At 37.4% G+C, this 24,154-nt stretch carries 31 protein-coding genes and 2 pseudogenes; 10 read left to right on the top strand and 23 right to left on the bottom strand.

From position 1 onward, the window contains the following. Nucleotides 1–17 precede the first annotated feature (17 nt). Entirely contained in the window at nt 18–1,346 is a 1,329-nt protein-coding gene (locus COJ96_RS09205; protein WP_098572738.1) for a PhoH family protein, read from the bottom strand. A 203-nt stretch (nt 1,347–1,549) separates the two neighbouring features. Between COJ96_RS09205 and COJ96_RS09200 the strand changes: the two genes are divergently transcribed. Further along, entirely contained in the window at nt 1,550–2,134 is a 585-nt protein-coding gene (locus COJ96_RS09200; protein ID WP_098572631.1) for a YhcN/YlaJ family sporulation lipoprotein, read from the top strand. A gap of 25 nt (nt 2,135–2,159) precedes the next feature. Here COJ96_RS09200 and COJ96_RS09195 read toward each other — a convergent pair whose 3' ends face one another. Next, entirely contained in the window at nt 2,160–2,615 is a 456-nt protein-coding gene (locus COJ96_RS09195; RefSeq protein ID WP_098572630.1) for a pyridoxamine 5'-phosphate oxidase family protein, read from the bottom strand. A gap of 171 nt (nt 2,616–2,786) precedes the next feature. On the opposite strand from COJ96_RS09195, the gene COJ96_RS09190 reads away from it, so the two are divergent. After that, entirely contained in the window at nt 2,787–2,987 is a 201-nt protein-coding gene (locus COJ96_RS09190; protein ID WP_098572629.1) for a YlaI family protein, read from the top strand. 82 nt (nt 2,988–3,069) lie between these two features. On the opposite strand, the gene COJ96_RS09185 is transcribed toward COJ96_RS09190, so the two are convergent. From COJ96_RS09185 to typA, 3 genes are read right to left on the bottom strand one after another with little or no spacing between them, the layout of a single operon-like run. Next, complete coding sequence (locus COJ96_RS09185) at nt 3,070–3,360, bottom strand: hypothetical protein (RefSeq protein WP_098572628.1); 291 nt, start codon at nt 3,358–3,360, stop codon at nt 3,070–3,072. A gap of 15 nt (nt 3,361–3,375) precedes the next feature. Then, nucleotides 3,376–3,681: a YlaH-like family protein gene (locus COJ96_RS09180; protein ID WP_098572627.1), complete on the bottom strand. Its 306-nt coding sequence runs from the start codon at nt 3,679–3,681 to the stop codon at nt 3,376–3,378. A gap of 19 nt (nt 3,682–3,700) precedes the next feature. Further along, on the bottom strand, nt 3,701–5,539 hold the full coding sequence (gene typA, locus COJ96_RS09175) for a translational GTPase TypA (protein WP_098572626.1): 1,839 nt from the start codon (nt 5,537–5,539) through the stop codon (nt 3,701–3,703). 162 nt (nt 5,540–5,701) lie between these two features. Here typA and COJ96_RS09170 point away from each other — a divergent pair, with 162 nt between their 5' ends. After that, a complete protein-coding gene (locus COJ96_RS09170) occupies nt 5,702–5,887 on the top strand; it encodes a YlaF family protein (RefSeq protein WP_098572625.1) in 186 nt (61 codons plus the stop codon). 30 nt (nt 5,888–5,917) lie between these two features. On the opposite strand, the gene COJ96_RS09165 is transcribed toward COJ96_RS09170, so the two are convergent. Both COJ96_RS09165 and COJ96_RS09160 read right to left on the bottom strand, forming a co-directional pair. Further along, nucleotides 5,918–6,715: an inositol monophosphatase family protein gene (locus tag COJ96_RS09165; RefSeq protein WP_098572624.1), complete on the bottom strand. Its 798-nt coding sequence runs from the start codon at nt 6,713–6,715 to the stop codon at nt 5,918–5,920. 268 nt (nt 6,716–6,983) lie between these two features. Continuing rightward, nucleotides 6,984–7,178 (bottom strand): hypothetical protein, encoded by a 195-nt coding sequence (locus COJ96_RS09160; RefSeq protein ID WP_098572623.1) that lies wholly within the window; start codon nt 7,176–7,178, stop codon nt 6,984–6,986. Between the two features lie 177 nt (nt 7,179–7,355). On the opposite strand from COJ96_RS09160, the pseudogene COJ96_RS09155 reads away from it, so the two are divergent. Continuing rightward, nucleotides 7,356–7,571 (top strand): annotated as a pseudogene (locus COJ96_RS09155) (DUF1054 family protein); the annotation flags it as partial. A 93-nt stretch (nt 7,572–7,664) separates the two neighbouring features. Beyond that, a complete protein-coding gene (locus COJ96_RS09150; protein WP_098572622.1) occupies nt 7,665–8,282 on the top strand; it encodes a YktB family protein in 618 nt (205 codons plus the stop codon). A gap of 209 nt (nt 8,283–8,491) precedes the next feature. On the opposite strand, the gene COJ96_RS09145 is transcribed toward COJ96_RS09150, so the two are convergent. Continuing rightward, nucleotides 8,492–9,415, bottom strand: coding sequence for a hypothetical protein (locus COJ96_RS09145; RefSeq protein WP_098572621.1), 924 nt, complete (start codon nt 9,413–9,415; stop codon nt 8,492–8,494). A 483-nt stretch (nt 9,416–9,898) separates the two neighbouring features. Between COJ96_RS09145 and COJ96_RS09140 the strand changes: the two genes are divergently transcribed. Then, nucleotides 9,899–10,186 (top strand): helix-turn-helix domain-containing protein, encoded by a 288-nt coding sequence (locus COJ96_RS09140; RefSeq protein ID WP_257148471.1) that lies wholly within the window; start codon nt 9,899–9,901, stop codon nt 10,184–10,186. Nucleotides 10,187–10,251: 65 nt separating this feature from the next. Here the strand turns inward: COJ96_RS09140 and COJ96_RS09135 are convergent, their stop codons facing one another. From COJ96_RS09135 to COJ96_RS09105, 7 genes are all read right to left on the bottom strand, one after another. Beyond that, nucleotides 10,252–10,443: a hypothetical protein gene (locus COJ96_RS09135; protein WP_098572619.1), complete on the bottom strand. Its 192-nt coding sequence runs from the start codon at nt 10,441–10,443 to the stop codon at nt 10,252–10,254. Between the two features lie 181 nt (nt 10,444–10,624). Continuing rightward, on the bottom strand, nt 10,625–10,885 hold the full coding sequence (locus COJ96_RS09130; RefSeq protein WP_098572618.1) for a hypothetical protein: 261 nt from the start codon (nt 10,883–10,885) through the stop codon (nt 10,625–10,627). Beyond that, nucleotides 10,885–11,301 (bottom strand): phBC6A51 family helix-turn-helix protein, encoded by a 417-nt coding sequence (locus COJ96_RS09125; protein ID WP_180230031.1) that lies wholly within the window; start codon nt 11,299–11,301, stop codon nt 10,885–10,887. Before COJ96_RS09125 ends, COJ96_RS09130 begins: the two co-directional genes overlap by 1 nt. Before the next feature lies 1 nt (nt 11,302). After that, nucleotides 11,303–11,656 carry a hypothetical protein gene (locus COJ96_RS09120; RefSeq protein WP_098572616.1) on the bottom strand — a complete coding sequence of 118 codons (354 nt, stop codon included), beginning with the start codon at nt 11,654–11,656 and terminating at the stop codon, nt 11,303–11,305. A 105-nt stretch (nt 11,657–11,761) separates the two neighbouring features. Next, nucleotides 11,762–12,136, bottom strand: coding sequence for a hypothetical protein (locus COJ96_RS09115; RefSeq protein WP_098572615.1), 375 nt, complete (start codon nt 12,134–12,136; stop codon nt 11,762–11,764). Nucleotides 12,137–12,139: 3 nt separating this feature from the next. After that, entirely contained in the window at nt 12,140–12,370 is a 231-nt protein-coding gene (locus COJ96_RS09110) for a hypothetical protein (protein ID WP_098572614.1), read from the bottom strand. Then, the gene (locus COJ96_RS09105; protein WP_098572613.1) at nt 12,370–12,747 is read right to left on the bottom strand and encodes a hypothetical protein; all 378 of its coding nucleotides are present in this window, start codon (nt 12,745–12,747) and stop codon (nt 12,370–12,372) included. The genes COJ96_RS09110 and COJ96_RS09105 overlap by 1 nt, the downstream gene beginning before the upstream one ends. Before the next feature lie 172 nt (nt 12,748–12,919). Between COJ96_RS09105 and COJ96_RS09100 the strand changes: the two genes are divergently transcribed. Beyond that, nucleotides 12,920–14,386, top strand: coding sequence for a recombinase family protein (locus COJ96_RS09100; RefSeq protein ID WP_180230030.1), 1,467 nt, complete (start codon nt 12,920–12,922; stop codon nt 14,384–14,386). A 185-nt stretch (nt 14,387–14,571) separates the two neighbouring features. On the opposite strand, the pseudogene COJ96_RS09095 reads toward COJ96_RS09100, so the two are convergent. Then, nucleotides 14,572–14,948: pseudogene (locus tag COJ96_RS09095) on the bottom strand (hypothetical protein). Nucleotides 14,949–14,991: 43 nt separating this feature from the next. Further along, nucleotides 14,992–16,002: a DUF3231 family protein gene (locus tag COJ96_RS09090; RefSeq protein ID WP_098572611.1), complete on the bottom strand. Its 1,011-nt coding sequence runs from the start codon at nt 16,000–16,002 to the stop codon at nt 14,992–14,994. Nucleotides 16,003–16,321: 319 nt separating this feature from the next. On the opposite strand from COJ96_RS09090, the gene COJ96_RS09085 reads away from it, so the two are divergent. After that, complete coding sequence (locus COJ96_RS09085) at nt 16,322–16,705, top strand: DUF1054 family protein (protein WP_098572610.1); 384 nt, start codon at nt 16,322–16,324, stop codon at nt 16,703–16,705. Between the two features lie 45 nt (nt 16,706–16,750). Here the strand turns inward: COJ96_RS09085 and COJ96_RS09080 are convergent, their stop codons facing one another. Together COJ96_RS09080 and COJ96_RS09075 are read right to left on the bottom strand one after the other, a co-directional pair. Continuing rightward, nucleotides 16,751–17,023, bottom strand: a complete 273-nt coding sequence (locus COJ96_RS09080) for a UPF0223 family protein (protein WP_098572609.1) — start codon at nt 17,021–17,023, stop codon at nt 16,751–16,753. 42 nt (nt 17,024–17,065) lie between these two features. Then, complete coding sequence (locus COJ96_RS09075) at nt 17,066–18,025, bottom strand: NAD(P)H-dependent flavin oxidoreductase (protein ID WP_098572608.1); 960 nt, start codon at nt 18,023–18,025, stop codon at nt 17,066–17,068. A gap of 201 nt (nt 18,026–18,226) precedes the next feature. Between COJ96_RS09075 and COJ96_RS09070 the strand changes: the two genes are divergently transcribed. Beyond that, nucleotides 18,227–19,699: an aminotransferase class I/II-fold pyridoxal phosphate-dependent enzyme gene (locus tag COJ96_RS09070; protein ID WP_098572607.1), complete on the top strand. Its 1,473-nt coding sequence runs from the start codon at nt 18,227–18,229 to the stop codon at nt 19,697–19,699. A gap of 51 nt (nt 19,700–19,750) precedes the next feature. Here the strand turns inward: COJ96_RS09070 and COJ96_RS09065 are convergent, their stop codons facing one another. Beyond that, nucleotides 19,751–19,873, bottom strand: coding sequence for a GapA-binding peptide SR1P (locus tag COJ96_RS09065; RefSeq protein WP_098572606.1), 123 nt, complete (start codon nt 19,871–19,873; stop codon nt 19,751–19,753). 165 nt (nt 19,874–20,038) lie between these two features. After that, nucleotides 20,039–20,338 carry a DUF3055 domain-containing protein gene (locus COJ96_RS09060; RefSeq protein ID WP_098572605.1) on the bottom strand — a complete coding sequence of 100 codons (300 nt, stop codon included), beginning with the start codon at nt 20,336–20,338 and terminating at the stop codon, nt 20,039–20,041. Nucleotides 20,339–20,506: 168 nt separating this feature from the next. On the opposite strand from COJ96_RS09060, the gene COJ96_RS09055 reads away from it, so the two are divergent. Next, on the top strand, nt 20,507–20,941 hold the full coding sequence (locus tag COJ96_RS09055; protein ID WP_180230029.1) for a DUF1885 family protein: 435 nt from the start codon (nt 20,507–20,509) through the stop codon (nt 20,939–20,941). A 461-nt stretch (nt 20,942–21,402) separates the two neighbouring features. Here the strand turns inward: COJ96_RS09055 and lpdA are convergent, their stop codons facing one another. Then, nucleotides 21,403–22,818, bottom strand: a complete 1,416-nt coding sequence (gene lpdA / locus COJ96_RS09045) for a dihydrolipoyl dehydrogenase (RefSeq protein ID WP_098572602.1) — start codon at nt 22,816–22,818, stop codon at nt 21,403–21,405. A 4-nt stretch (nt 22,819–22,822) separates the two neighbouring features. After that, nucleotides 22,823–24,151, bottom strand: a complete 1,329-nt coding sequence (locus tag COJ96_RS09040; RefSeq protein ID WP_098572601.1) for a dihydrolipoamide acetyltransferase family protein — start codon at nt 24,149–24,151, stop codon at nt 22,823–22,825. Nucleotides 24,152–24,154 lie beyond the last annotated feature (3 nt).

The following is a 24,154-nucleotide window of genomic DNA, read 5'->3' as shown; positions in this document are numbered from 1 at the left end:
TTATTTTTTTATATAATTTAGAGTAAGTCTGCAGCTAAAAGAGCTAATCCCGACCTTTCCCCTTTCATTAATTTAACATGTCCTGAAATAGACTGATCCTTAAACTTTTCTACAACATACGTTAAGCCGTTGTTATATGCATCTAGATAAGGATGATCAATCTGTTCAGGGTCTCCCATTAACACAATTTTACTACCTTCTCCAACACGCGTAAGAATCGTTTTCACCTCATGCTTCGTTAAATTTTGCGCTTCATCTATTATGATGAATTGCTTCGGTAAACTTCTGCCACGAATATACGTTAATGCCTCCACCTCAATTGATCCGAGTCCTGCTAAAATCGCATCAAGTTCACCAGGCTTTTTGGTGTTGAATAGAAATTCTAGATTATCAAAAATGGGCTGCATCCATGGTCGAAGCTTCTCCTGTTTCTCTCCCGGTAAAAAACCTAAGTCCTTCCCTACCGGTACTATCGGCCTTGCCACTAAAAGTTTTTTATATTCCCGGAAATCTTCCGTTTGCATTAAACCAGAAGCAAGTGCTAACAGCGTCTTCCCTGTTCCTGCTTTCCCAGTTAATGTAACTAAGTGAATATCTTTTCGTAATAACAATTCAATTGCCATTGTCTGCTGAACATTCCTAGAATGGATGCCCCAAACATGCTCTTGATTTAAAGCTAATTTTTTTACTTTCTTACTGGTTTTATCTACCATTCCTATGGCAGAGGCAGAACTGCCCAATGCATCTTTCATTACTAAAAATTGATTGGGATAAAATGGGTGATTTGCTATCTCCGAGAGATTCAGTTCACCTTTTTCATAAAAACGACCCAATAATTCGATGGGAATCAACACTTCAAAAAAGCCTGTGTAGATATGATCAATTTCAACCACTCGATCATTCAAAAAATCTTCGGCATCTAAACCAATTGCATCTGCTTTGACCCTGACAAGAGCATCCTTACTTACTAGAATAACCGGCTTTCCATTTTCTTTGGTTTGTTCTTCTAAAAATAAATTTTTCGCCACAGCCAAAATTCGATTATCATTTGTTTTTTCTACAAATATATCCTGAAGTTCATGAAAGGTACGATGATTCAACTCAATTCGGATGGTCCCTCCGTTTTCAAGAGGAATTTTTTCATGGAGTTTTCCTGAAGCTCTAAAACCATCAATTAACCTTGATACTTGTCTTGCATTTCTCCCTACTTCATCCATGTACCTTTTCTTTGAGTCCACTTCTTCAAGAACCACTGCAGGAATTACAACCTCATTATCTTCAAAGGAGAAGAGTGAATACGGGTCTTGCAACAAGACATTCGTATCTAACACGTATATCTTACTCAAAGCAACGCCTCCTGCTTTACTTGTTGTTTGGATTGCATCTTGCAAACAACCCTTCTGCTAGATTGGACTTTGGTAAAATATATGTTTATTGGAATAAAGATAGAAGGATTTCCGCACAATAAATGTTAGTGAGACATTCAATTCAGATAAATGATTTTGACTTTATCTCAATTATTTATAAAGCTTGCGGAGGTGGAATAAAAATGAAGAAAACCTTAATCATAACTGCATTATTGCTCATCCTAGCGGGCTGCAGTACAAAGAAGGAGCTCTCAAACAATGTAAATGATTCATCCGTTAAAGTAAAAAACAGTTATATTGAAAATGTTGATCGAAAAACAGGGCAAGAAATCTCGAAACGATTGGTAAAACTTGCAACAAGTATTCCAAATGTTAAAGATGCAACTGCTGTCGTTTTAGGAAGATATGCAATTGTCGGAATTGATGTAAACGCAAAAATTGATCGTTCACAAGTAGGGTCTATTAAGTATTCCGTGGCTGAAAGTTTAAAAAAGGATCCGTATGGTGCCAAATCAGTAGTCGTAGCCGATGCGGATACAACACAGCGTTTGCGAGAGATTCAAGAGGATATTAATAAGGGAAGGCCAATCCAAGGGATTATGGAAGAACTTGCCGATGTAGCGGGTCGATTAATGCCCGAGATCCCTGGAGATATACTTACCCCAAGCCCTAAAAATGCCCCTGAAAAGCCAGATAAGAAGCTAAATTCTAACGATCAAAAGAAGCTGGAAAAAGAACAAGAAGACCAATCTAACCACTACAAATAGAAAAGCAAAAAGCTTAGGGTAATTCCTAAGCTTTTCTTATTGCACCCATTACTTGATTGTCTAACTTTTGGGCAGCATTTTTATCATAGGTTTTATCATATTGAACCTCTGTGACTATTTTTGAACCATAAAACATTACATCCCTTACAGCAGTAATGTCCACCTGGATTAGAGCAAGTTTTAGTGGAACATCCTGCAGTCTTTCCTCTTTTACCTGAGCGTTCCCGTGAATAGCATATGTAGATTCGTTCGCAATCAAATTAATAACCACTTGATTGTTTTTATGAATATTTTCGATGATCCTAGAGCGATTATCAACTGCAAAATAGATGGTACTTTCATCCTTTGCAAGCACCCAGGAAATCGAGCTGACATTAGGACCCCCTGTTTCATAATCAACTGTTGCCAATGTCACGAACCGCTCTTTTTGCAGTTCATCATATAAAGGCTTAATTAGCACTGGTTCTACTTGATTTGCCATTTTTCTACATCCCCTTAAATTAGTCCTTTGCTCTGTTTAAAGAAACAGATATTCTCATATTACTACTATCCCATTCTTTCATCAAATTTAACCCATTGATTACTTACAAACATTCTGCCATGATATACTAGAGGAAACATCGGTTATTAGAAATAGTTAAAGAGGTGTCTTATGAGAGTTAAATGTGTAATTTGCGATAAAATTGAAGCAATCGAGGATGAATCGTTTGTTGCTAAACGACTTCGCAATCGTCCCATCCATACATATATGTGTAAAGAGTGCAATTCAAGAATAACGGAAAAAACGAATGCCAGATTTGAAACAGGAAATTTTCGATTATTTCGTAATAAAACTGAGGAAGACGATTGGTAAAACGAAAAATTCCAGACCCTATGAGGTGAGTAAAAAAAAACCATCAGGTCAATTCCAACTGGAATGACTTGATGGTTTTTTATTATTCTTCGATAGGGTAGTTCTCATATTTTTCTGGTTCATGATTAATCTGCTGCAGCATGACTTCAATTAATTCCCGCGGAAAGCGAGTATTTTTCGTTTCTTCTCCTTGTTGATAGGAAACATAATACATGACTACATCTGTTGTTACCTCAATGTTCGAGAGGTTAAGATCCGCCAGCATTTCCTCAAAAAGGTGTAATGTATCTCGAGCTGCTGTATCATCAGGCCGTGCGTCGCATACAACCTTAATTGTAAGCCAATTATATAGTGTATCCTGTACGGATTTCATTTACCAAAACCCCCGTTATTTCGCTTCTGCCTGATGCTTTTTCGTCTGATGTAAGCGTATTTTATAGATAATCAATAACACGGCCGCACCTGCGAGTCCCTCAGCGATTGGCAACGCATAAGAAAAAATCAGCATCACAAAGCATCCAATCAAGAGACAAATATAAATAACAATGTTTTTCAAAAGAGGCAATTTTTTTGCAAAGCCTAACTTATAGACAATGGCCGCTAAAATAACAATATATACATACTGTAACCACACAGCGGTTTTTACATCTGTTAGTTCAATGAAAAATCTAAGGCTAGGAGAGAATCCTTCCATCTTCTTGCACTCCTTTTACTTAACTCTGTTCAGCATATTTTTTCTTTTTAGCAGCTCTTTCACGTTCATTTTTATCAAGAATTTTCTTACGAAGACGAATTGATTCCGGTGTAACCTCACAATATTCGTCATCATTTAAATATTCTAAAGACTCTTCTAAGGTCATAATGCGCGGCTTTTTAATCACTGATGTTTGATCTTTGTTAGCTGAACGCACATTTGTTGCTTGTTTCATTTTAGTAATATTAACGGTGATGTCATTTTCACGAGTATTTTCACCCACGATCATCCCCTCGTAAATTTCAGTACCTGGTTCAACAAAAATAGTTCCACGGTCTTCCACTTGCATGATACCATATGTCGAAGCTTTTCCAGATTCCATTGAGACAAGCACACCTTGGTGTCGTCCACCAACTTGGCCTGGTAACATCGGCTGGTAGCTATCAAAGGTATGATTAATAATTCCATAACCACGAGTCATAGTTAAGAATTCAGTAGTGTAACCAATTAATCCACGTGCTGGCACATTAAAGATTAAACGAACTTGGCCGGTACCATTATTGATCATATCCAGCATTTCGCCTTTGCGGGCACCAATTGATTCCATTACAGAACCAGTATGCTCTTCAGGTACATCGATTTGGACTCTTTCCACTGGTTCACAACGTACACCATCAATTTCTTTAACAATAACTTCCGGTTTAGAAACTTGAAGTTCATAGCCTTCACGACGCATGTTTTCAATTAAGATTGATAAATGAAGTTCACCACGGCCAGAAACGATCCATGCATCAGGTGAATCTGTGTTATCCACTCGTAAACTTACATCTGTTTGCAATTGAGCACGTAATCTTTCTTCAATTTTCCTTGCAGTTAAATACTTACCTTCTCTACCTGCAAATGGACTGTTGTTAACAACAAATGTCATTTGTAATGTTGGTTCATCTATTCTTAGGATTGGCAGTGCTTCTTGATGTTCAACCGGGCAAACTGTTTCACCAACGTTGATATCTTCCATACCTGATACTGCAATTAAATCTCCCGCTACTGCTTCTTGGATCTCTTGACGCTTTAATCCAAAGAAACCGAAAATCTTGGTCACACGGAATTGTTTCACTGAACCATCTAATTTCATTAAGGCAACTTGTTGACCCACCTTCATCGTACCGCGGAAAACACGGCCGATCCCGATTCTGCCAACATAATCGTTGTAATCAAGAAGTGCAACTTGAAATTGTAATGGTTCTTCACGATTATCAACTGGAGCAGGTATATATTCAACAATTGCATCATACAAGGATTGCATATTTTCATCTTGCTTCTCAGGGTTAGTACTTGCTGTACCATTAATCGCTGAAGCGTAAATAACTGGGAATTCAAGTTGATCCTCATTTGCTTCAAGTTCAATAAATAAATCGATAACTTCATCGATTACTTCTGCAGGTCTTGCAAAGTCACGGTCAATTTTATTAACAACAACAATTGGAGTTAAATTCTGCTCTAATGCCTTTTTAAGAACAAAACGAGTTTGTGGCATACAGCCTTCATAGGCATCAACTACTAGCAATACCCCATCAACCATTTTCATAATCCGTTCCACTTCTCCGCCAAAGTCAGCGTGTCCTGGAGTATCCAAAATATTGATACGAGTATCTTTGTATTGAATCGCCGTGTTCTTCGCGAGGATGGTGATTCCACGCTCTCTTTCTAAGTCATTCGAATCCATAGCACGTTCTTCAACATGCTCGTTAGAACGAAATGTTCCAGATTGTTTCAACAATTGGTCTACCAATGTTGTTTTCCCGTGGTCAACATGGGCAATGATCGCAATATTACGTATATCATTTCTTATATTCAAAAAATTCCACTCCTATATTCTAAAAATAAGTCTATTTGTAGTTTCCCATTCACAACTAAAACATTATACCACAATTAAAGTGGAAACCCCTAACCATTTTATTGTAGAATTAAAATTATACTAAAGCACTCAATTTTTGAACTAAAAAAGGGGTATCAAAAAATGAAAAACGTGAAGTGGTCATTACTCGTTTATGCCATCCTTGCAGCCGCGAGTATAATGGGGATTGGCATTGCAATTAGCGAAAAAAGCATAATCGGTGCACTTGGCTGTATCATTGCAATTATCGTAATTATGGGGATGGGCTTTAAAACCAAAAGAAAAATGCGTGAAAATGGAGAATTATAAAAAGAAGAAGCCTGCATCGGCTTCTTCTTTTTACCATCTACCCTCTTTTAAGTAGTCCTTCAAGATTGATTGGTGCAATCCATGATTTGCAGTAAATAATGAATCCTGTGCAAGAAAATTAAGTTTTTCTCCCCTTAGATTTGTAACCACCCCGCCTAGTTCTTCAATAATTACTGCTCCTGCAGCAACATCCCAAGGCGATAAGCGCATCGAGAGGTATGCGTCAACCCTTCCTGTCGCAACAAACACCATTTCAAGGGCTGCTGAACCATATGACCTTGTTCCCCGTGAATCTTTCACTAGAGGTATCATTAAATTATGATCAATACGGTGATTTTCCATTACCCATGTTGCATTTAGTGCAATGATGGATTCCTTAACCAGTGTATCCTTGAGAGGTACCAGAGTCTTTTCATTTAAATAGGCTCCATTTCCCTTTTTGGCATGATACAGTTCATCATGGACCACATCGTAAATGAGTCCAATTTTACCAATCCCATTCTCATATATCCCAAGAGAAATAGCAAAATTTCTTTGTTGGTGTATAAAATTCATCGTTCCATCGATTGGATCAATCATCCAAACCACACCATCAAGACTTTCAAGTGTGTCTCCAAACCCTTCTTCTCCCAATATTTTATGATCGGGATATACCGCTCTGATTTTACTAATAAAAAATTGCTCAATTTCTTTATCCATATTTGTAACCAAATCATTAGCATTTGACTTCGTTTGAATATTCAATGTTTCATCAAAAGATAATCTAATTCTAGCTCCAGCGTCATTAACCCATTCCTTTGCATGAGAATAAATTTGATCCCAGTTCATAACACTCCTCCAAACACATCTAAATAAATTCCTGTCTAGATTTCAATGTATGTAGTATGATGCATGATAAATTAAATAATGTACCTTTAGCTTAATCAAATTGTTAGAACACATCAACTTTTAAGAGGTACACGTACCACATCAAAAAGGACAATAATAAACGAACCCCCTTCATTTTTGCTGGAGTTCGTTTTGATAAGTTCAGAGTATATTCTATTTCTCTCCATCCTGCTTTATTTCTCCTTGGATAAAAAACATCATAAATTTATCAAAGTGCTTTTAATCGTAATAATTCTTGGCGGATTTTTTCTAATTTTTGTTTGCATTCTTTCATTTTTTTCTCATTCTTTTCTTCAATCGCTTCGAATAATGTAGCTAATTCATAATCCATTTCCAATCTTAATACTGCAGTCCTTTCCTTTTCGCTTGCTTTTTTTAGTGAGGTATTCATCAATTGTTTCACGTTTCTCCTCCCCTTCCTGGATTTGATTCATTTTTCAGATTATTTTTTTACTGTATAATATGAGTCAGGGAGATATGTTGCAACAAATATGTGCTCTAACCTAGAAAGCATCAAACTATATGTCTCTCTGATTGTTATGCTACAATTAGAAACAAATGTTTATTTGGAGGTTTATATATGGGTTTTACAGGATTTACAAACGAAGATTTTGATGTTTTTTTAATAGATGGTTTAGAGGCAAGGATGGAGGCTTTGAAGGAAACGGTCCGACCTAAATTGGAAGAATTAGGAGATTATTTCGCCCCATTCATTTCTTCACATACGGATGATGAAATGTTTGTTCACGTGGCAAAACATGCCAGAAGGACCATTAATCCGCCTAAAGATACATGGTTTGTTCGCAAAGTATGATTGACTGAAAGCCCGTCGTTGCTTACTTTTACCCCCACTATAAAATGATTAAACATAATGAAGGAGTACGAAAAAATGCAATTTCAAGGATTTTCGAAAACTGATTTCGATACCTTTAATATAGAAGGTCTTGACGCAAGAATGGAAGCAATCGAAGAACGGATTCGACCAAAGTTCCGTGAAATCGGTCAAGTATTAACGGACGAACTTTCCGTTAGTCTTGGACAAGAAATGTTTTTACATATAGCGAAACATGCCCGCCGGACTGTAAATGCCCCGAAAGATACTTGGTTGGCAATAGCGGGGAATAAACGTGGATATAAACAACACCCGCATTTTCAAGTTGGATTGTTTGACGACCATGTTTTCATTTGGTTGGCGTTCATATATGAATTACCGAATAAAGAGGAAATCGCAAAGGCGTTCTTGAAGAACTTGAAAACGATCAAAACGACCATTCCAAATGATTTTGTTGTTTCCCAAGACCATATGAAGAAAGACGCAATGTCAATAAAGGAAATCAACTTTAAAGCTGCACTAGAACGTTTTCGGGACGTCAAGAAGGCGGAATTCCTTATTGGCCGACAAATTGCAGCCAATGACCCGATTTTAACCGACGGCAGGGAATTCTTGGACGTTGTAAGAAATACGTTTGAAGCACTTATCCCATTATATAAATTAGCGTATAAATAGAAAAAAGGCGTCTTCACCCGCTATGCAGAAACGGGTTCGGACGCTTTTTCATATGCCTTTTTATTTATCCACGTATTGAAATTTTGAATCCCCGTTTCGCTCCACGTTTTTCCGTCAAGATAAATTTCTTTTATACGTACGTCAACCTTACTTGGGACGCTTTTTATGATATTAATACTTTATTATAGTTTAACGTAGATTTAGTTATATTATGAATAGCTAAGAAAATCATCAAGTACATGTAATTTTAGCTGTTCTTGTGTTTCAAATGGATTTAGATATTTTTTCATATCCGAAAATACTGTCTCAATATTAGCTAAGTCAGAATCCGTATAAATAAGAGCATATATCTCAAATTCTCTAAAATAATCTTTAAGTTTTTTCATTTCCTTTTCAAAGTTCCCTAAAGCTATTGCGTTTATTTCTTTTTGTAACTTACCTTTAGTTCCTGATAAATAACCGTGTGTTGACCAAGGTGACAATTCAAACCCGTATTTATTTAAAGTATTCGGGTCTATTATAGTAAAATCAAGTCTATATTCGTGCTTTCTTGCTAGACCACCATATCTAAACTCGGGAATTAATAGTGGAATTTCTTCTGGTTCGTCTGAATTTCGAACTAAGTCACAATACTTACTCGCAATTTCAAGTTCATATTGTGACCCCGAACCCCGAACCAAAACATTCTTAAAAAATTTTAAATATTGCTCTATATCCGGAAATTCAATTTTTTCATTTTCAAAAGGTACCACAAGCCCTGTCTCTAATACATGACCGATAGTCCAATACTTTTTTTTGAAATGTCTAATTTCACTTACATCATTTTCCCAATTACCATTACTGAACCTTGGAGTAACTAGAATTCCGTATGTCGCATTTTCTTGACCTATCCACATTGTTGCTTCCTCAACTTTGGGACGCTTTTTTGATAAAGCAGTATAATTTCTCATGTAAGTTCTTTCTAAAAAAGTAAAAGCATAGTCCCTAACAACTTCATACCTTTGAATATATTGTAAAAGTTCATAAATATTGCTGCTTTCCTTATACCCTGTTATTTCCATCACTTCAGGTAGTAGTTGATTTAATTTTCTAGTTTTTGAAGCTAATTCTTTTTGAAAAGGAGACCATGCCATAATGTGCCCCCGACGAAATAATTTTATTTTCATATTAGTTTAAATTTTATTGTAAATCAATGGAAGTTTAATAGTTTTTGTAATAAAAAAGACTACTACCGAAGGCATCGCGGTTTCGAAATATATTAGAACACAGCAGCCGCTTCCGGCTTTTTCTTTGCCGCAGCTCCCTTCTTCTCTTTTGCATCTACCTTTGCCTTCGTTTGCTTTGCTGCTTCCACCTTTTCTTCGTGCTTGTTGTTTTGCCTACGCTTGTTGGCGTCCTTTTTTGCCCGACGAAATGAATTGAACCGCAACGACCCAAAGAATCAAACAAGCACCTGAAGCAAAAACGAACTTCTTCGCCTTGCCGCTTTTTTTAATTGCGCAACAATCGAAATTATTAGAAGAACAACCGTCTCAAGAAATAAAATCAACTTTTGAAATATGGACGTCTTTCGTTCAATGATTTAATATTGAACTTGAATGAACGGGGGTGGATATTTGGGGACGAAGTACGTTTTGCGAAGTCATTTAAAAGAGGTAATGGAAAAGGATTTTCGGGGAATCTCGGCGAATAAATTGGCGGCGACTATAGGCGAAAGGCGTTCGACGTTGAACGATTTGATAAATAACAAGGATATGGAAACACGCCACATTCCTGCCCGTTTAATAGCGAAATTGTGCGTTTGGTTCAAAATCACGCCTTCCGATTTGTTTTCCGTTATCGTCATTAATGAAGACGAAGAAGGCGAAGGGAAAGTTGTTGAAAGACTATCGAACAAGTATTGAAGGACTGACGAAAATAGACGAAAAAAAAGAGCCGCAAGGCGTCAAAACGACGTCAAGCGGCTTTTTTATGCGTTTTTTTCTGTTTTATCCATTGTCTTCAAATCGTCCCTCTTTATTTCTCCGAACGCCCTTCTTCGATCCAGTTCCGCTTTGTATTCGGTATAATCGAAATGACTGCTTGGACGAATAGGCGTCATGCTATTCGGGTGTAAATATACTTTACTTCTGGTTCTTTTACTGTAATGAATAGGTAACATAGTTTCACCCCTATATTGGCGATTAGACGCCTTTTCTTGTCTTTGTTGTGAATTGATATTCTTGCGGAAGTTTGGTCGTCTTTTTGTGTTTTTTGATTCGAAAATTGAATCGTTCTATTAAACCTTCAATATCTTCGCCTTCCATACTGCGGACAACAACGTCATTATTTATTCCTTCGCCTCATTCGGCTTCCCCCTTGTAATTAATATCGTTCAAATATTCCCGTTCCAAATCACGGACAACAAGAACCGGCAATTTGCAAAGACCTGCAATCTTGAAGATATTGTTCGGTGTATCATTCCGAAGCATATCCGCTGCCTTTTGTTTTCGGGATTCCAATTCAGTACGAAGATTATCTTCCCAAAATTCGCCCCTTGTTGCGTGAACTCCATAATCAATCCCGTTTGTTATTTGTTCCGTAATATCAAAAAGACGACGCATTATTCTGCACCGCCTTGAATCACTTTTAATTCCCTTTCAATTGCTTGTAATTCTTCGTTGATATCTTCGTCACTCATTTCTAGAAGACGCTGGTTATTGATTGTTGTTGTTTGATTAATTTCACGGCGTTCAACAAGAAGACCAAGCATTTTGACCGCCAATTCTATCGAACGGAAATCACCTTTTTTGATATTTCGTCGAAGTGCCCCCATAATATCGGGAATGTCGCTTTCCAATTCTTGAACTGCAAGTTCACGTATCGCACGTTTTATATGCGTCTTTTGACGGTATCGAAACAATTGCCTTTCGGATATTCCAACGGCTTCGGCAATTTCTTCGTAAGTTCTACCGCCCTTATCGGCAAGTTCAACGACAATCTTTGCTTCGAGTTCGGTCAATCCTTCGAAAATATCCACGTTATTCACCTCCTAACGTTGCAACAATAGAACGTAATATTTGAAGTTGATCCCGCAGTTCACCGTTTGTTGTTTCCTTCAACGGCGTTTTATTCCGTACCTTTTCGAACTTAGCCCAAAGTAAATTTGCCCGACGTTGTTCCAGTTCTTCCGCCTTTGAAAGTTTCCGTTCGGGCTTTGGATTTCGGCGACGAAGTTCTTCTTCAAGCTGCCGACGCTTTTCCCACGTTTCTATAAACGCTTGTTCTTCCCGCCAATTTAATTTTGTTGTATCAATCCCGTAAATCGTGATACTTAATTTTGAAATAAGTTTGTCAATTTCTTCCCAACGCTTCAAATCTTCACTTCCAGGCATTCCATTCACCCCCGTTAAACAGAACGCCAATTTCTACATGCAAACACGAAAAAATAGGCGTAACAAACAAAGACGGCAACAATCATTTTTAATTGTCACCGCCGTTTAATCGTTGAATTCAGCTTGTAGTTCAGCCATTTGCTTCGCTAATTGCTGGAATTCTTCGCTATTGGTAGAAATATATTCTTCTTGTTTATCTTTGTTTTCGTGATACGGCTGCATATAGTCATCGATAGCCTTTTGACGTTCCTCTAGTACGGCGTCCCGTTTACTTTGCAATTCCGACATTCCTAACGTAAGAAGTTCAATCGACGATAAAGAATTTCTATCCTTTAAATATCGTTCCCGAAGTGCTTCGACCGAATCAGAGGGTTTTTCTTGTTTCATAGGATTTCGCTTGTTGTAGCCGTCCATAATATCGTGAAGCGGTCGCCGTTTGGCTTCTTCATAACGTAAATTATCAAATTCGTTTAGCTTCATACCTTACAACCCCCGTTTTAATCGTCTTTGATACCGGTTCAAATCTTCCTTCGCAACTTCAAGATGTTTCGGACGTGCTTTGTTCACTTCGGTAGGAGATACGCCGACAAACTCGGATATTTCTTCGACCGATTTCCCTTCTTCCTTCATTGAAAGAATCATTTCTAACGTTTGGACTTGATAATCTAATTGTTTAACGAAGTATTCAAATGCCGACATAGTGCCTTGAACCATTAATTCGCACCCCCGAACAACTTCGGAATAACACCTGATTTATAGACTTGCTTTTGGAGATTTCCTTCGACGCCTAAACAATCTTCTTCCCGTGTCCAGCCGCCAGATATAATTGTCCTTTCGTTAATTGCAGCACCAAATCTTGCAGTTGGTTCGCCAAGTTCACGCATTACATTATTAAACTCGGCATTCACGCTGCCGACTTCCTTTGCAACCCGTCCAAGTTCGGCAAGTTCACGAAGGAATACGTTCCTTGCTTCGATAACCTTTGTCGCTTGTTCGTCATAACGCTTTTGAATCGCTTCAACCTTTTTAGCCCGTGCTTCTTTGACAAAGGGAACGGATTCAAGGGCGACGGATTTCCTAACGGCTTTCACCCGTTGGATAAGTTCGTCAATTTCCTTGATTTCATTTTTCTTCGCTTCAAGAAGTTCCTTTGCCCTTTCAACGTCTTTTTCGTCAACGTCCCCGAGTGCATATGATTCAATAGTACCGAAAAACGTTCAACTCATTATAATCGTATCAAAACAACCGAAAGGAATGATTTGCGTGACCGAACGATTAAACAAGTATAGTCGAATTGCTGCGTACTTGCGGAAATCACGGGAAGACTTGGACACGGAAGACACACTTTCAAAACACCGTCTTCAATTGAAAGAATTCATTACGAAGAACGGTTTTAAAAACGTTGAATTTTACGAAGAAATCGGTTCGGCCGATTCTATTTCCAGGCGTCCCGTTTTCATGGAACTATTGGATAAAGTTGAAGCTGGTGCATTTGACGCCGTGCTTGTAGTTGCTTTTGACCGTTTGACACGTGGAAGCCAAAAAGACGCCGGAATCATTAACGAAATCTTTAAGGAATCCGATACGCTTATTGTGACGCCAAATAGAACCTATGATTTGAACGAAGAGTCTTCCGAAATGCTTTCCGAATTCGAATCGTTGATTGTCCGTCAAGAATATCGTCAAATCAAGAAACGATTGAAGCAAGGCAAAATCAACGGGACGAAGGAAGGAAACTTCACAAACGGAAAGCCGCCCTTTCCTTATTACTACGATCGAAATACAAGGACGGTCAAGGTTGACGAAAACGGGCGTAAAATATACAACTACTTGTTAACGCTATTCCTTGAAGAAGGTCTTTCAACGGAAGAAATCGCCCAACGCTTCAACGTCGAAGGAATCCCGACAATTTCGGGGAAACCTAATGCGGTTTGGCGGCAATCACAAACGGCAAGACTTTTGAAACACGAATTTCATCTTGGTTATGTCTTTCACGGCAAATTTCGGCGTGTGAATGGTAATCATTACCGTGAAAACGACCCGTCAAAGATAATCAAGGTCAAAGGACATCATGAACCGTTGAAGACCGAAGAACAACATTGGTATATTGTTCAACGGCTTGAAGAAACCCGTCTTGTTCCGCACCGTGCCCGAAAGGGCGAATATATTCTTTCGGGAATATCGAAGTGTGCTTTTTGTGGTCATGGAATATCGTGGTATCGTGACCCAAAGAATCGTGTTTATTTGAAAAAGTGCCGTCATATTCTTCCCGACGGGATTCACCGCTGCGACAAGAATCAAGGTTGTCAAGAAGACGTCGTTCTAAGGGCGTTACGGGACGATATGGAAGACTTTGCAGCAAGGTTGTTCAGTAAGACCCAAGACGCCCCAAAACGCCGAAATCGGGGCGGCAAGGCGTTGATTGCACTTCAAATTGAAGCGATTGAAAAAGCAAACAAACGGATTGAACGAATAAAGGAATTATTTATCGACGGAATGATTGACCGAAAGGAATTCGAAAAAAGGAAAAAAGCCGAAGAACAAAAAATTAAAGCTGCGGAAAAAGAGGTTGAACGATTATCCCAATCAAATGAATTTATTGACGAAGCAAAGAAAAAGGAACGAATGAAGCGTTGGACTGAAATTAACTTGAAGGAACTATTCGAAGGGAATCTTTCGACCCGTGAAAAGAATGAAGGTTTCAAGAAATTGATTGAACGAATTGATTAAAAGCGGGAAGGCGAAAAAGTGGAATTAAATGTGTTATATAAATAAAACGGCGGCGGTCATTTTAACACAATAAAACGCTTGGTTAGCTATAAAAAATCTATCCAAGCGATATTATTATCTAATATTTCACTGTTCAATTATTGCCACCGTTAGCTGAACAAATTTATATAAAAAATTTTAGTTATTTAGGAAATATCCAGTTTTGTTAGACTTTTCTTTATTATAATTCCTACAACTAATCCGGGAATTACACACAACATAGGGAGCCAAACAGGTCCCAGTAAAACCCCAAATAATAGAAAACTTGAGGAATAAATACATCCCACATTGCATAAAAATATAAACATGGATAAAACATTAACCACTGATAATCAGCATGTACAATCGCATTTTGAATATCGCCTTGAAAACTTGCAATAATAATAACGTTGAAATTCGCTTGAACATTTACCAGAAACTCTAATATCACAAAAACAATGCCTTTAATTACTTTTCCGTTTAGAAACTGACCAAACCCAGGAAGGGCGATGCTCCATAATAATTTTTCAATTGCATTATTCACATGATCACAATCCCCTTATGATTATCCTCCCCTCATAGAAGTGCTATGATTTATAAAATTGGTTTCTATCAATTGGTTGTGGTGGTTGCTCTATCCAGCCTCGTTCAATCAAAAGTTTAAGCCCTTCGTCACCGTACTTCATTACCTCTGTTAAAATAAGGATATACTGGGTTGCTAAATCTTTTCTCATTGATACAGACAATGCATCTCCAAGTGCAGAAATAGCAATTTGGTTTGAAGTAGCTATAATAAACAGTATTAATCTTTCAGAAAATGGGGAAATTGTTGAATTTGTCACCTCCATAGTTATTGGAAATCCAGTAAAATGATCATTTTCTTTTAATAACTTATCAAATGTATCGACTTGCTTTTCAGCAAGTTTTTTTCCCTTTAATAAATAGTTCTTTATTTCCTTATCTTTTGTTACCTGTATTAATCCCATCAAAAGGATTAGACCAATTGCATTTCTTTCGATTTCGATAAAAAGTTCTGTTATTTCTAAAGTATTTAGAGGTCTTTTATCACCTAACCAAGTATTGATTAATGACGGGTGATCTTTAATAAACTCAACATTTTTTGGATACTCCATCTTTGGAGGTCGATCATTTAATCCTTTTGAAAGCATAAGGTTTAATGCTTCCTTATGTAATTTCGTTTCACTGTTTAGACACTCCTCAAAAAAATTATAAATATCGATTCGTGTCACTCTAGAAAGAGTATTTGAATATTGAGGAATAATTACTTGCCCTCCACGATATAGAAAACTTAATGCAAATAGGTCTGTATAAAGGGCAGGGGCTGTTAAGTCAATATCTTTATCCGAAAATCCCTTTGGTATTGGGAAGTTTTCTTTTTCGAAAATTGTTTCGATTTTCCTAATAATTGTTTCAACCAAAACCACAGCTTCTTTAATAATTGACTTTATCTCCTCATCTTGAAGATATTGAAGAAAATATTTATAAAAACATCTTACAGCTGTGTTTTGAATATATGTTCTCCACAGAGTTGCAATTTCAGCAGTAGTTAATTTAATATGAACATCATTATTTTCCATTTCCCATAGAAACCTCCTCAATATAATCCATTAAGGATAATATCCCCCAAAATAGAAAAAGTATCTATGGAACAACCTAACTTATCCATCAAATTTAAAAGCCTTATTTTGAATCCTCTAATTCGTAATATTATTGATGAACTAGTTCAACTACTTCTTTCCCTATCCTACCTCTTTAGTTTAAGTACAAGTTTTCACAAAGTCTTATTTATAAAATCATGTATTTATTTTACCTTATGAAATCAAGTTTTTTCGCTATTGTATTTTGTGAACAAAGCATACTTGGGTTGCATTCTCAAATAATCCTCGAGGTTATAAGATGCTTCCCCATTTTCAAATCGGCATGTGGAATACCCATTTGTTTATATGGTTTGCTGTTATTTATGAAGCACCTCAAAAAGAATTAATTGCTGAAAGATTTTCAAAAAAAATAGCAAAAATTTACAAAGATACACCAAAGGACTATGTTTGGTCAGTGGATCATACAAAGCCAGAAACCATTGCCCACAGACATTTATCAAAGGAAGAACTTCGTTCGCTTTTTGACCGCCTGCATAACGTAAAAAAAGCAGAATTATTATGTGGTTATACAATTGAAAGAGAAAAAGTCATTCAATTAGGTTCTGATCAATTAATTCAGCAAATTGAGGGTGTTTTTGAGAAAGTTGCCACTTTATATCGAATTTCACAAAATAGAAAGTAAGAAAAAAATCAGATCTTGCACAATAGGTGCAGGATCTGATTTTTTCTATTTCATTTTAATTCTATCCCCGGAGGCTGCATCTTTTACTTTTTTTATAGTTCGATAAGAAGAATAGCCACTCATTTCTTCAAATTCATTACAAATTGTCTTTTCTTCGGCTTTGCTGGGAACGATTTCTTTAAAGCGGCGATATGCCTTCAATACCACATCGCGGTCAATTCCCTGTTCATATGCCTTTTCAATTGTTTCAAAAAATGCAATTACATCCACAATTTCTTCTGTACTCCAATGATGGTCAATAGGATATTGGTATTCCATAATTTCACCTTCTTACTAATTCAACTAAACAGAATCATATACTTATTTTCCCCATTTTGCACGAATTTGTTCAGCATCATGTATCATTCGATGAAATAATTCTTCAACTGTAGGGACATCTTTTATTAAACCCATCACTTGCCCTGCCCATGCAAAACCATTATCAGGTACACCATCATAAATATAGCGTTGGTTTGCAGTTCCACTAATGTAATCTTTTAAATCATCATATCCCCCATTGTTTTTTTCAATTTCTAGAATTTTTTCTGTCCAACTATTAGCTAATGCTCTAGCCGGAGCACCGATAGTCCTTTTAATCACCACTGTGCCAGTTTCATTGCCTTCCACTAAGGTATTCTTATATAGTTCATTGGCATGAACACATTCTTTTGTTGCAATGAATCTTGTACCCATTTCAATACCCTCTGCACCTAAACTAAGGGCAGCCATTAGTCCACGTCCATCACCTATTCCCCCTGAAGCAATAACAGGTATAGAAACAGCATCTACCACTTGAGGCACTAGTACCATTGTACCTACATCATCTCGGCCAAGGTGGCCCCCACCTTCCTGCCCCACAACCATAACAGCATCTGCACCAAGTTCCTCTGCCTTAACTGCCTGTCTTCTGGCCGCAACAAGGACAAGTGTTTTTATCTGTGTACCATTTAATTGCTCAAATATGGGTGCAGGATTTCCTCCTGTCATTGAAACAACCGGAACCTTTTCATCAATAGCCACTTGTAGAAAATCGGCAAATGGTCTGCCATGCTGTCCAATCGCAAAGTTCACCCCAAAAGGATTGTTTGTTAGTTGTCTTACTTTACGTATTTCCGCTCGAAGTTGTTCAGGTTCAGCTAATGACATGGCAGTGATCTGCCCAAGACCACCTGCGTTTGAAACAGCTGAAGCTAATTCAGAATAGGCTAAATAGGCTAAACCCCCTTGAATTATCGGATAACGTATGTTTAATAATTGAGTCACTCGTGTTTTCCATTCCAATTGAAGCCCTCCTAAAAACTTTCTACTTGTTATTTCGTTACTTTAGGGTAATTTTCCTGTGTTAAAGGGAAACTATCGTAAACTGGATAAGGAATAACATAAATTTCTTTGCAATGAATGGGAATAATGCTATAATTCCTTTGTTTATTATTGAAATTCGACATAATTAGAGTATTTTTTACAAAGAGGTGTGTTTATAAATTGTCTCAAAATCAAACACCGTTATTTAGCGGTTTATTAGAACATGCAAAGAAGAATCCAATTCAGTTTCATATTCCTGGTCATAAAAAAGGCGCTGGGATTGACCCTGAATTTCGTAACTTTATCGGGGATAACGCCCTGTCTATCGACTTAATAAATATTGGTCCGCTAGACGATTTACATCAGCCAAAAGGGATTATCAAACAAGCGCAAGATTTAGCAGCCGAAGCCTTTGGTGCAGATAGAACATTCTTTTCTGTACAAGGCACAAGCGGAGCGATAATTGCGATGATTATGGCTGTTTGTGGTCCAGATGATAAAATTATCGTACCTAGAAATGTTCATAAATCTATCATGTCTGCGATTGTTTTCTCAGGCGCTATTCCGGTGTTTATCCAGCCCGAAATTGATAAGGAACTAGGTATATCTCATGGAATCACTCCCGATGCCGTGGCAAGAGCTCTTAAACAGCATCCAGATGCGAAAGCAGTATTAGTTATCAACCCAACTTATTTTGGTATTTCCGGGGATTTGAAAAAGATTGTTGAAATTGCACACTCTTATGATATCCCTGTCTTAGTTGATGAAGCCCATGGGGTGCATATTCATTTTCATGAAGAACTTCCACTCTCTGCAATGCAGGCAGGTGCAGATATGGCAGCTACCAGCGTTCATAAACTAGGTGGTTCGATGACTCAAAGTTCGATTCTCAATGTAAAAGAAGGCCTCGTTTCTGCCAAACATGTCCAATCCATATTAAGTATGCTTACTACCACCTCTACCTCGTATTTATTGCTTGCTTCACTCGATGTTGCACGTAAGCAATTAGCTACTAAGGGAAGGGACTTAATTGATAATACAATTAAAGTAGCACAATCGATTCGAAAAAGAGTTAATGAAATCGAAAATCTACATTGTATTGGTGAAGAAATCTTAGGATCAAAAGCTACCTTTGATTACGATCCAACTAAATTAATTATTTCAGTAAAAGAATTAGGATTAACTGGTTATGATGTAGAAAAATGGCTAAGAGAAAAACATAATATTGAAGTGGAACTTTCCGATTTATATAATATTCTTTGTATTATCACACTTGGAGACACAGAAACTGAAGCTGACTTACTAGTAAATGCTCTCAAGGAATTAGCGGACATATGCCAGCACAGTACCGATAGAATTGAGCCTGTAGAAGTTCTACTACCTGAAATCCCAGTGCTTGCATTAACACCTAGAGATGCATTTTATGCGGAAACAGAAGTTATTCCTTTTGAAGAATCAGAAGGAAGAATTATTGCAGAATTTGTGATGGTTTATCCACCAGGTATCCCAATTTTTATCCCAGGTGAAATTATTACAAAGGAAAACCTCCATTACATCCGGAAAAACCTCGAAGCAGGCCTTCCTGTACAAGGACCGGAGGATGATGAGCTCAAATCACTTCTTGTGATTAAAGAGTATAAAGCAATAAAATAGAACAAAAATACAGGATTCCATTTAGGAATCCTGTTTTATTTTTATTAGCTATTATTTATCTTCCTCTGTATGATGAGCCTCGCAACAATTGCACTTAGAATAAAGCACCGTTACTTTTTCATCTTCAAAATGATCAATAGTAGAATTACATGTTTGGCATACTAAAGTACCCATTTGCTCAATCCCCTTTTCATTAATGAATGTCATTAAAGCGAAGTATTTATATATCCTTAAACACATAATAATATATCACATTATAAATTTCAAGTCTAAATTGTATATCACATTTTAAAAATGTTCATAAAAAAAAGGCCTAAACAGGCCTTCCTTTTTGAATTATTACTCATATTGGGTGATAAATGGGATGGATGGGAGTGTTTCTCTGAAGAAGTCAGCTAAATCTTCGGCCTGCTGTTGGTCTGGTATACGGAATATAGTTTGAAGGTAATCAATATCTTCAATATCTTTGGGGTCAAGGAGAGTGGATCGGCCTGTTTGCATGCAAACAACTAAATGCTTCCCAAAAAACATGTTGGTATAAATAATTCCAAAATCATAACGAGTACTTTCCGTGGTAAATCCAATAAATCTCACTTTTGAATATTCATGCTCATCATAGAGCTTCTCAAAAATTCCCATAAGTTCCTCCTTCTTTTAGAATTTAATATTTAGAATATTATTATAATTCAAATTTTAACAAGAAACAAGAAACTTGTACAATTATTTCATGCGGCAGTTGTCATAAGATTTTATTCAGTGCTAGAATAGAGATGGTTAATATTAACTGACTAGTGGGGGGGAATGATGATGGCTGTTAACGCATACATTAAGCTAGTGCCTTCATCTGCTAAACAAAATGTAACTATTGAGGAAGTAAAAGATTTATTTCACGAGTATAAAAAAAATACAACAAAAACAGGAAACCAAATAGGATGGGAATACGGAGAGTCAGCCTTCCCATATGAAATGAAAGAAACAACAGAGGCCAAAGGAAAATGGTTCTATTTACGCTCAAATGATGAACGCTACTATGCTATTTTAGTTGGAATTGATCAGGAAACGATTCGTAATGAAGACGGTCAGGAATTTGAACAAACATACATACAAGTCACTTTACCTGATCAATCTACTTACGGTGATAAAGGAAAAGCCAATGAATTTTGTAAGTACCTTGCGAAAAAACTGCAAGGGGAACTCCATCTATTCAATGAACGTATCATGTATTATTATCCACGAAAATAAAAAAGCTCCTTGAGGGGCTTTTTTAGTGCATAAACATTTCCATGGTATAGTGAATCGAAGTGTATATAACGAGGCTTAAGGTAGTGATAAATAGAGTTTTACGCGCTGATTTGGTTACATGATTTCCAATTAAAAAGGCTAGATAAAAAAACACAAAAAACATGATGACTTTATATATAAGTTGGTCATGCTTTGACAACCATTCAATAAATGTATAACCACTCCAAATGATAAATTGTAATATCACGACAATATAGACCCTCATATTTATCACCACTCTTAATACATTCAAAATTGATATTAGAATGCTGTTTCTTTTAAGTATATGTTCTAAAAACGAGAGATATATTTTGTTTTTATGATACCAGGGATATTTTTACGCCTCAGTACATAAATCAAATCATCCTAAATAGAAAAAGTCCTTTCCGCTATTTAGCGAAAAGGACTTTTTTGTTTCTAAATTATTTCATAATATGGATTGGGCTTCCTAATGCAACTTCTGCCGCTTCCATTGTGATTTCTCCAAGTGTTGGATGTGCATGGATGGTCATAGCAAGATCTTCTGCAGTCATTCCTGCTTCAATCGCTAGGCCTAATTCTGCAATCATATCTGATGCGCTTGTTCCAGCAATCTGTGCCCCAATTACAAGTCCATCTTCTTTCCGAGTAATTAGTTTCAAGAATCCATCACCACTGTCTAATGATAACGCACGACCATTAGCAGCAAATGGGAACTTAGCTGCATTCACAGCAAGTCCTTCTTCTTTTGCTTGCGCTTCTGTATAACCAACAGATGCTAATTCAGGTTCAGAGAATACAACAGCAGGAATACCTAAATAATCAATTTCAGACGTGTGACCAGCAATTGCCTCAGCAGCAATTTTCGCTTCATATGATGCTTTATGTGCCAATTGAGGACCAGCAACAACATCACCAATAGCATAGATATTGCTAAGGTTCGTGCGACATTGTTTGTCAATCTCAATCAAACCACGGTCAGATAACTTAACACCCACTTGTTCTAATCCCATTTCATCAGTGTTAGGGCGTCTTCCAACCATTACAAACACATAATCTGCTTCGATTTTCTTTTCTTCGCCTTTTGTTTCGAACGTTACAACAACGCCGTTTTCAGTTTCTTCAACGCCCTTAGCAAATGCTTTTGTAAAGAATTCTGCACCTTTTTTCTTCATGCTTTTCTTTACAAGAGCAGCCATTTGCTTGTCAAAAACGCCAAGACCGAGTATTTCTTCCGCACCTTCTAAAATGGTAACCTGGCTGCCAAAGTTTGCATAAGCACCACCTAGTTCAATTCCGATTACTCCACCGCCGATAACAACGATTTTTTCAGGAATTTCATTTAAGTTAAGTGCACCTGTAGAATTCAGAACACGTTTTGAATATTTAAAGGCTGGGAGCTCGATAGGACGAGAACCAGTTGCAATAATTGCATTTTTAAAGGTATAAGTCTGTGCTGAATCTTCATTGATTACACGTAATGTATTGGCATCAACAAAATAGGCCTCACCACGAGCAATGTTTACTTTATTACCTTTTAATAAACCTTCGACACCACCTGTTAACTTTTTAACGATGCCTGCCTTAAATTCTTGAACTTTTGTAAAATCCACTTTTACATTTTCTGCGGTAATTCCAAAAGTATCCGAATGCATGGCTGTTTCGTAACGGTGTCCTGCCGAAATTAACGCTTTCGATGGAATACAACCGACATTTAAACAAACGCCGCCTACATATTCTTTTTCAACAATTGTCACCTTTTGTCCAAGCTGTGCTGCACGAATAGCTGCAACATATCCTCCTGGACCAGCTCCGATGACTATAGTATCTGTTTCAATTGGGAAATCTCCAACGACCATTATATTACGCCTCCATTAACAATAGTTCTGGATCGTTCAACAAACGTTTAATATGATTTAATGCATTTTGTGCTGTTGCTCCATCGATCATACGGTGGTCAAAGCTTAAAGATAAAGCTAATACTGGTGCCGCAACAATTTCACCATTTTTAACGATTGGTTTTTCTGCAATACGGCCAACACCCAAGATGGCAACTTCAGGGTGATTAATTACTGGAGTAAACCATTGACCGCCCGCTGAACCAATGTTGGAAATCGTACATGAAGCACCTTTCATTTCATTAGGAGCAAGTTTTCCGTCCCGTGCTTTTCCAGCTAATTCATTGATTTCGTTAGAAATTGTGAAAACTGACTTACGGTCTGCATCTTTTACAACTGGTACAAGTAAGCCTTTTTCTGTGTCAGCTGCAATTCCAATATTATAATAATGCTTATGAATAATTTCACTTGTTGCATCATCTAGTGATGTGTTTAATGCAGGGAATTCACGTAATGCACTTGTTAATGCTTTAACGATGTATGGTAAGAATGTAAGCTTAATGCCTTTGGCTGCAGCTACCTCTTTAAACTTCTTACGGTGTGAAACAAGTTTAGTTACATCCACTTCATCCATAAGTGTTACGTGTGGTGCAGTGTGCTTAGAGTTAACCATGGCCTTAGCAATTGCCTTCCGAATACCACTCATCTTCTCGCGTGTTTCTGGGTATTCACCTTGTGAAATAGCAGCGGCTGCTTTTGGTGCTTCCACTTCAGCTGTTTCAGTTACCGCAGCTGCATTAGTAGCTGCCTGTGGCGAAGGTGCTGCTCCACCGCTGACAAAAGCATCGATATCAGTCTTTAAAATTCGGCCAAGATTTCCTGTACCAGGAACTAACTGGATATTTATTCCTTTTTCACGAGCGTATTTACGAACAGACGGCATTGCTACAATTCGACGATTTGGATCTACTTCAACATGCGGTGCCACTGCTACTGCTGCTGGTTGTGGTGCTGCATCTTGTTTAACCTCTGGCGCAGGGGCTGCTGCCGCTGGCTTCTCTTCTTGTTTTGGTTCATCAGCATGTTCATCGCCTTTAAATTGAAGGTTTTCGTAACCAGGAGCATCAAAGGTTACCAAAACTTGTCCAACTGTTGCGACAGTACCTTCGCCAACTAATACATCAACTACTGTTCCTTCAACAGGGGAAGGGATTTCTACTACAGCTTTATCATTTTGAATCTCGCAAAGTACATCATCTTCTTGAACTTTGTCACCTGGTTTTACGAACCATTTAACAATTTCGCCTTCATGTATACCTTCACCGATGTCAGGCATTTTAAATTGAAATGACACTAG

The organism is Bacillus sp. AFS073361 (assembly GCF_002567005.1).
Lineage (GTDB): Bacteria > Bacillota > Bacilli > Bacillales > Cytobacillaceae > Neobacillus.
Note: the sequence above shows the minus strand (reverse complement) of the source record. Positions and strands in the feature narration are given on the sequence as shown.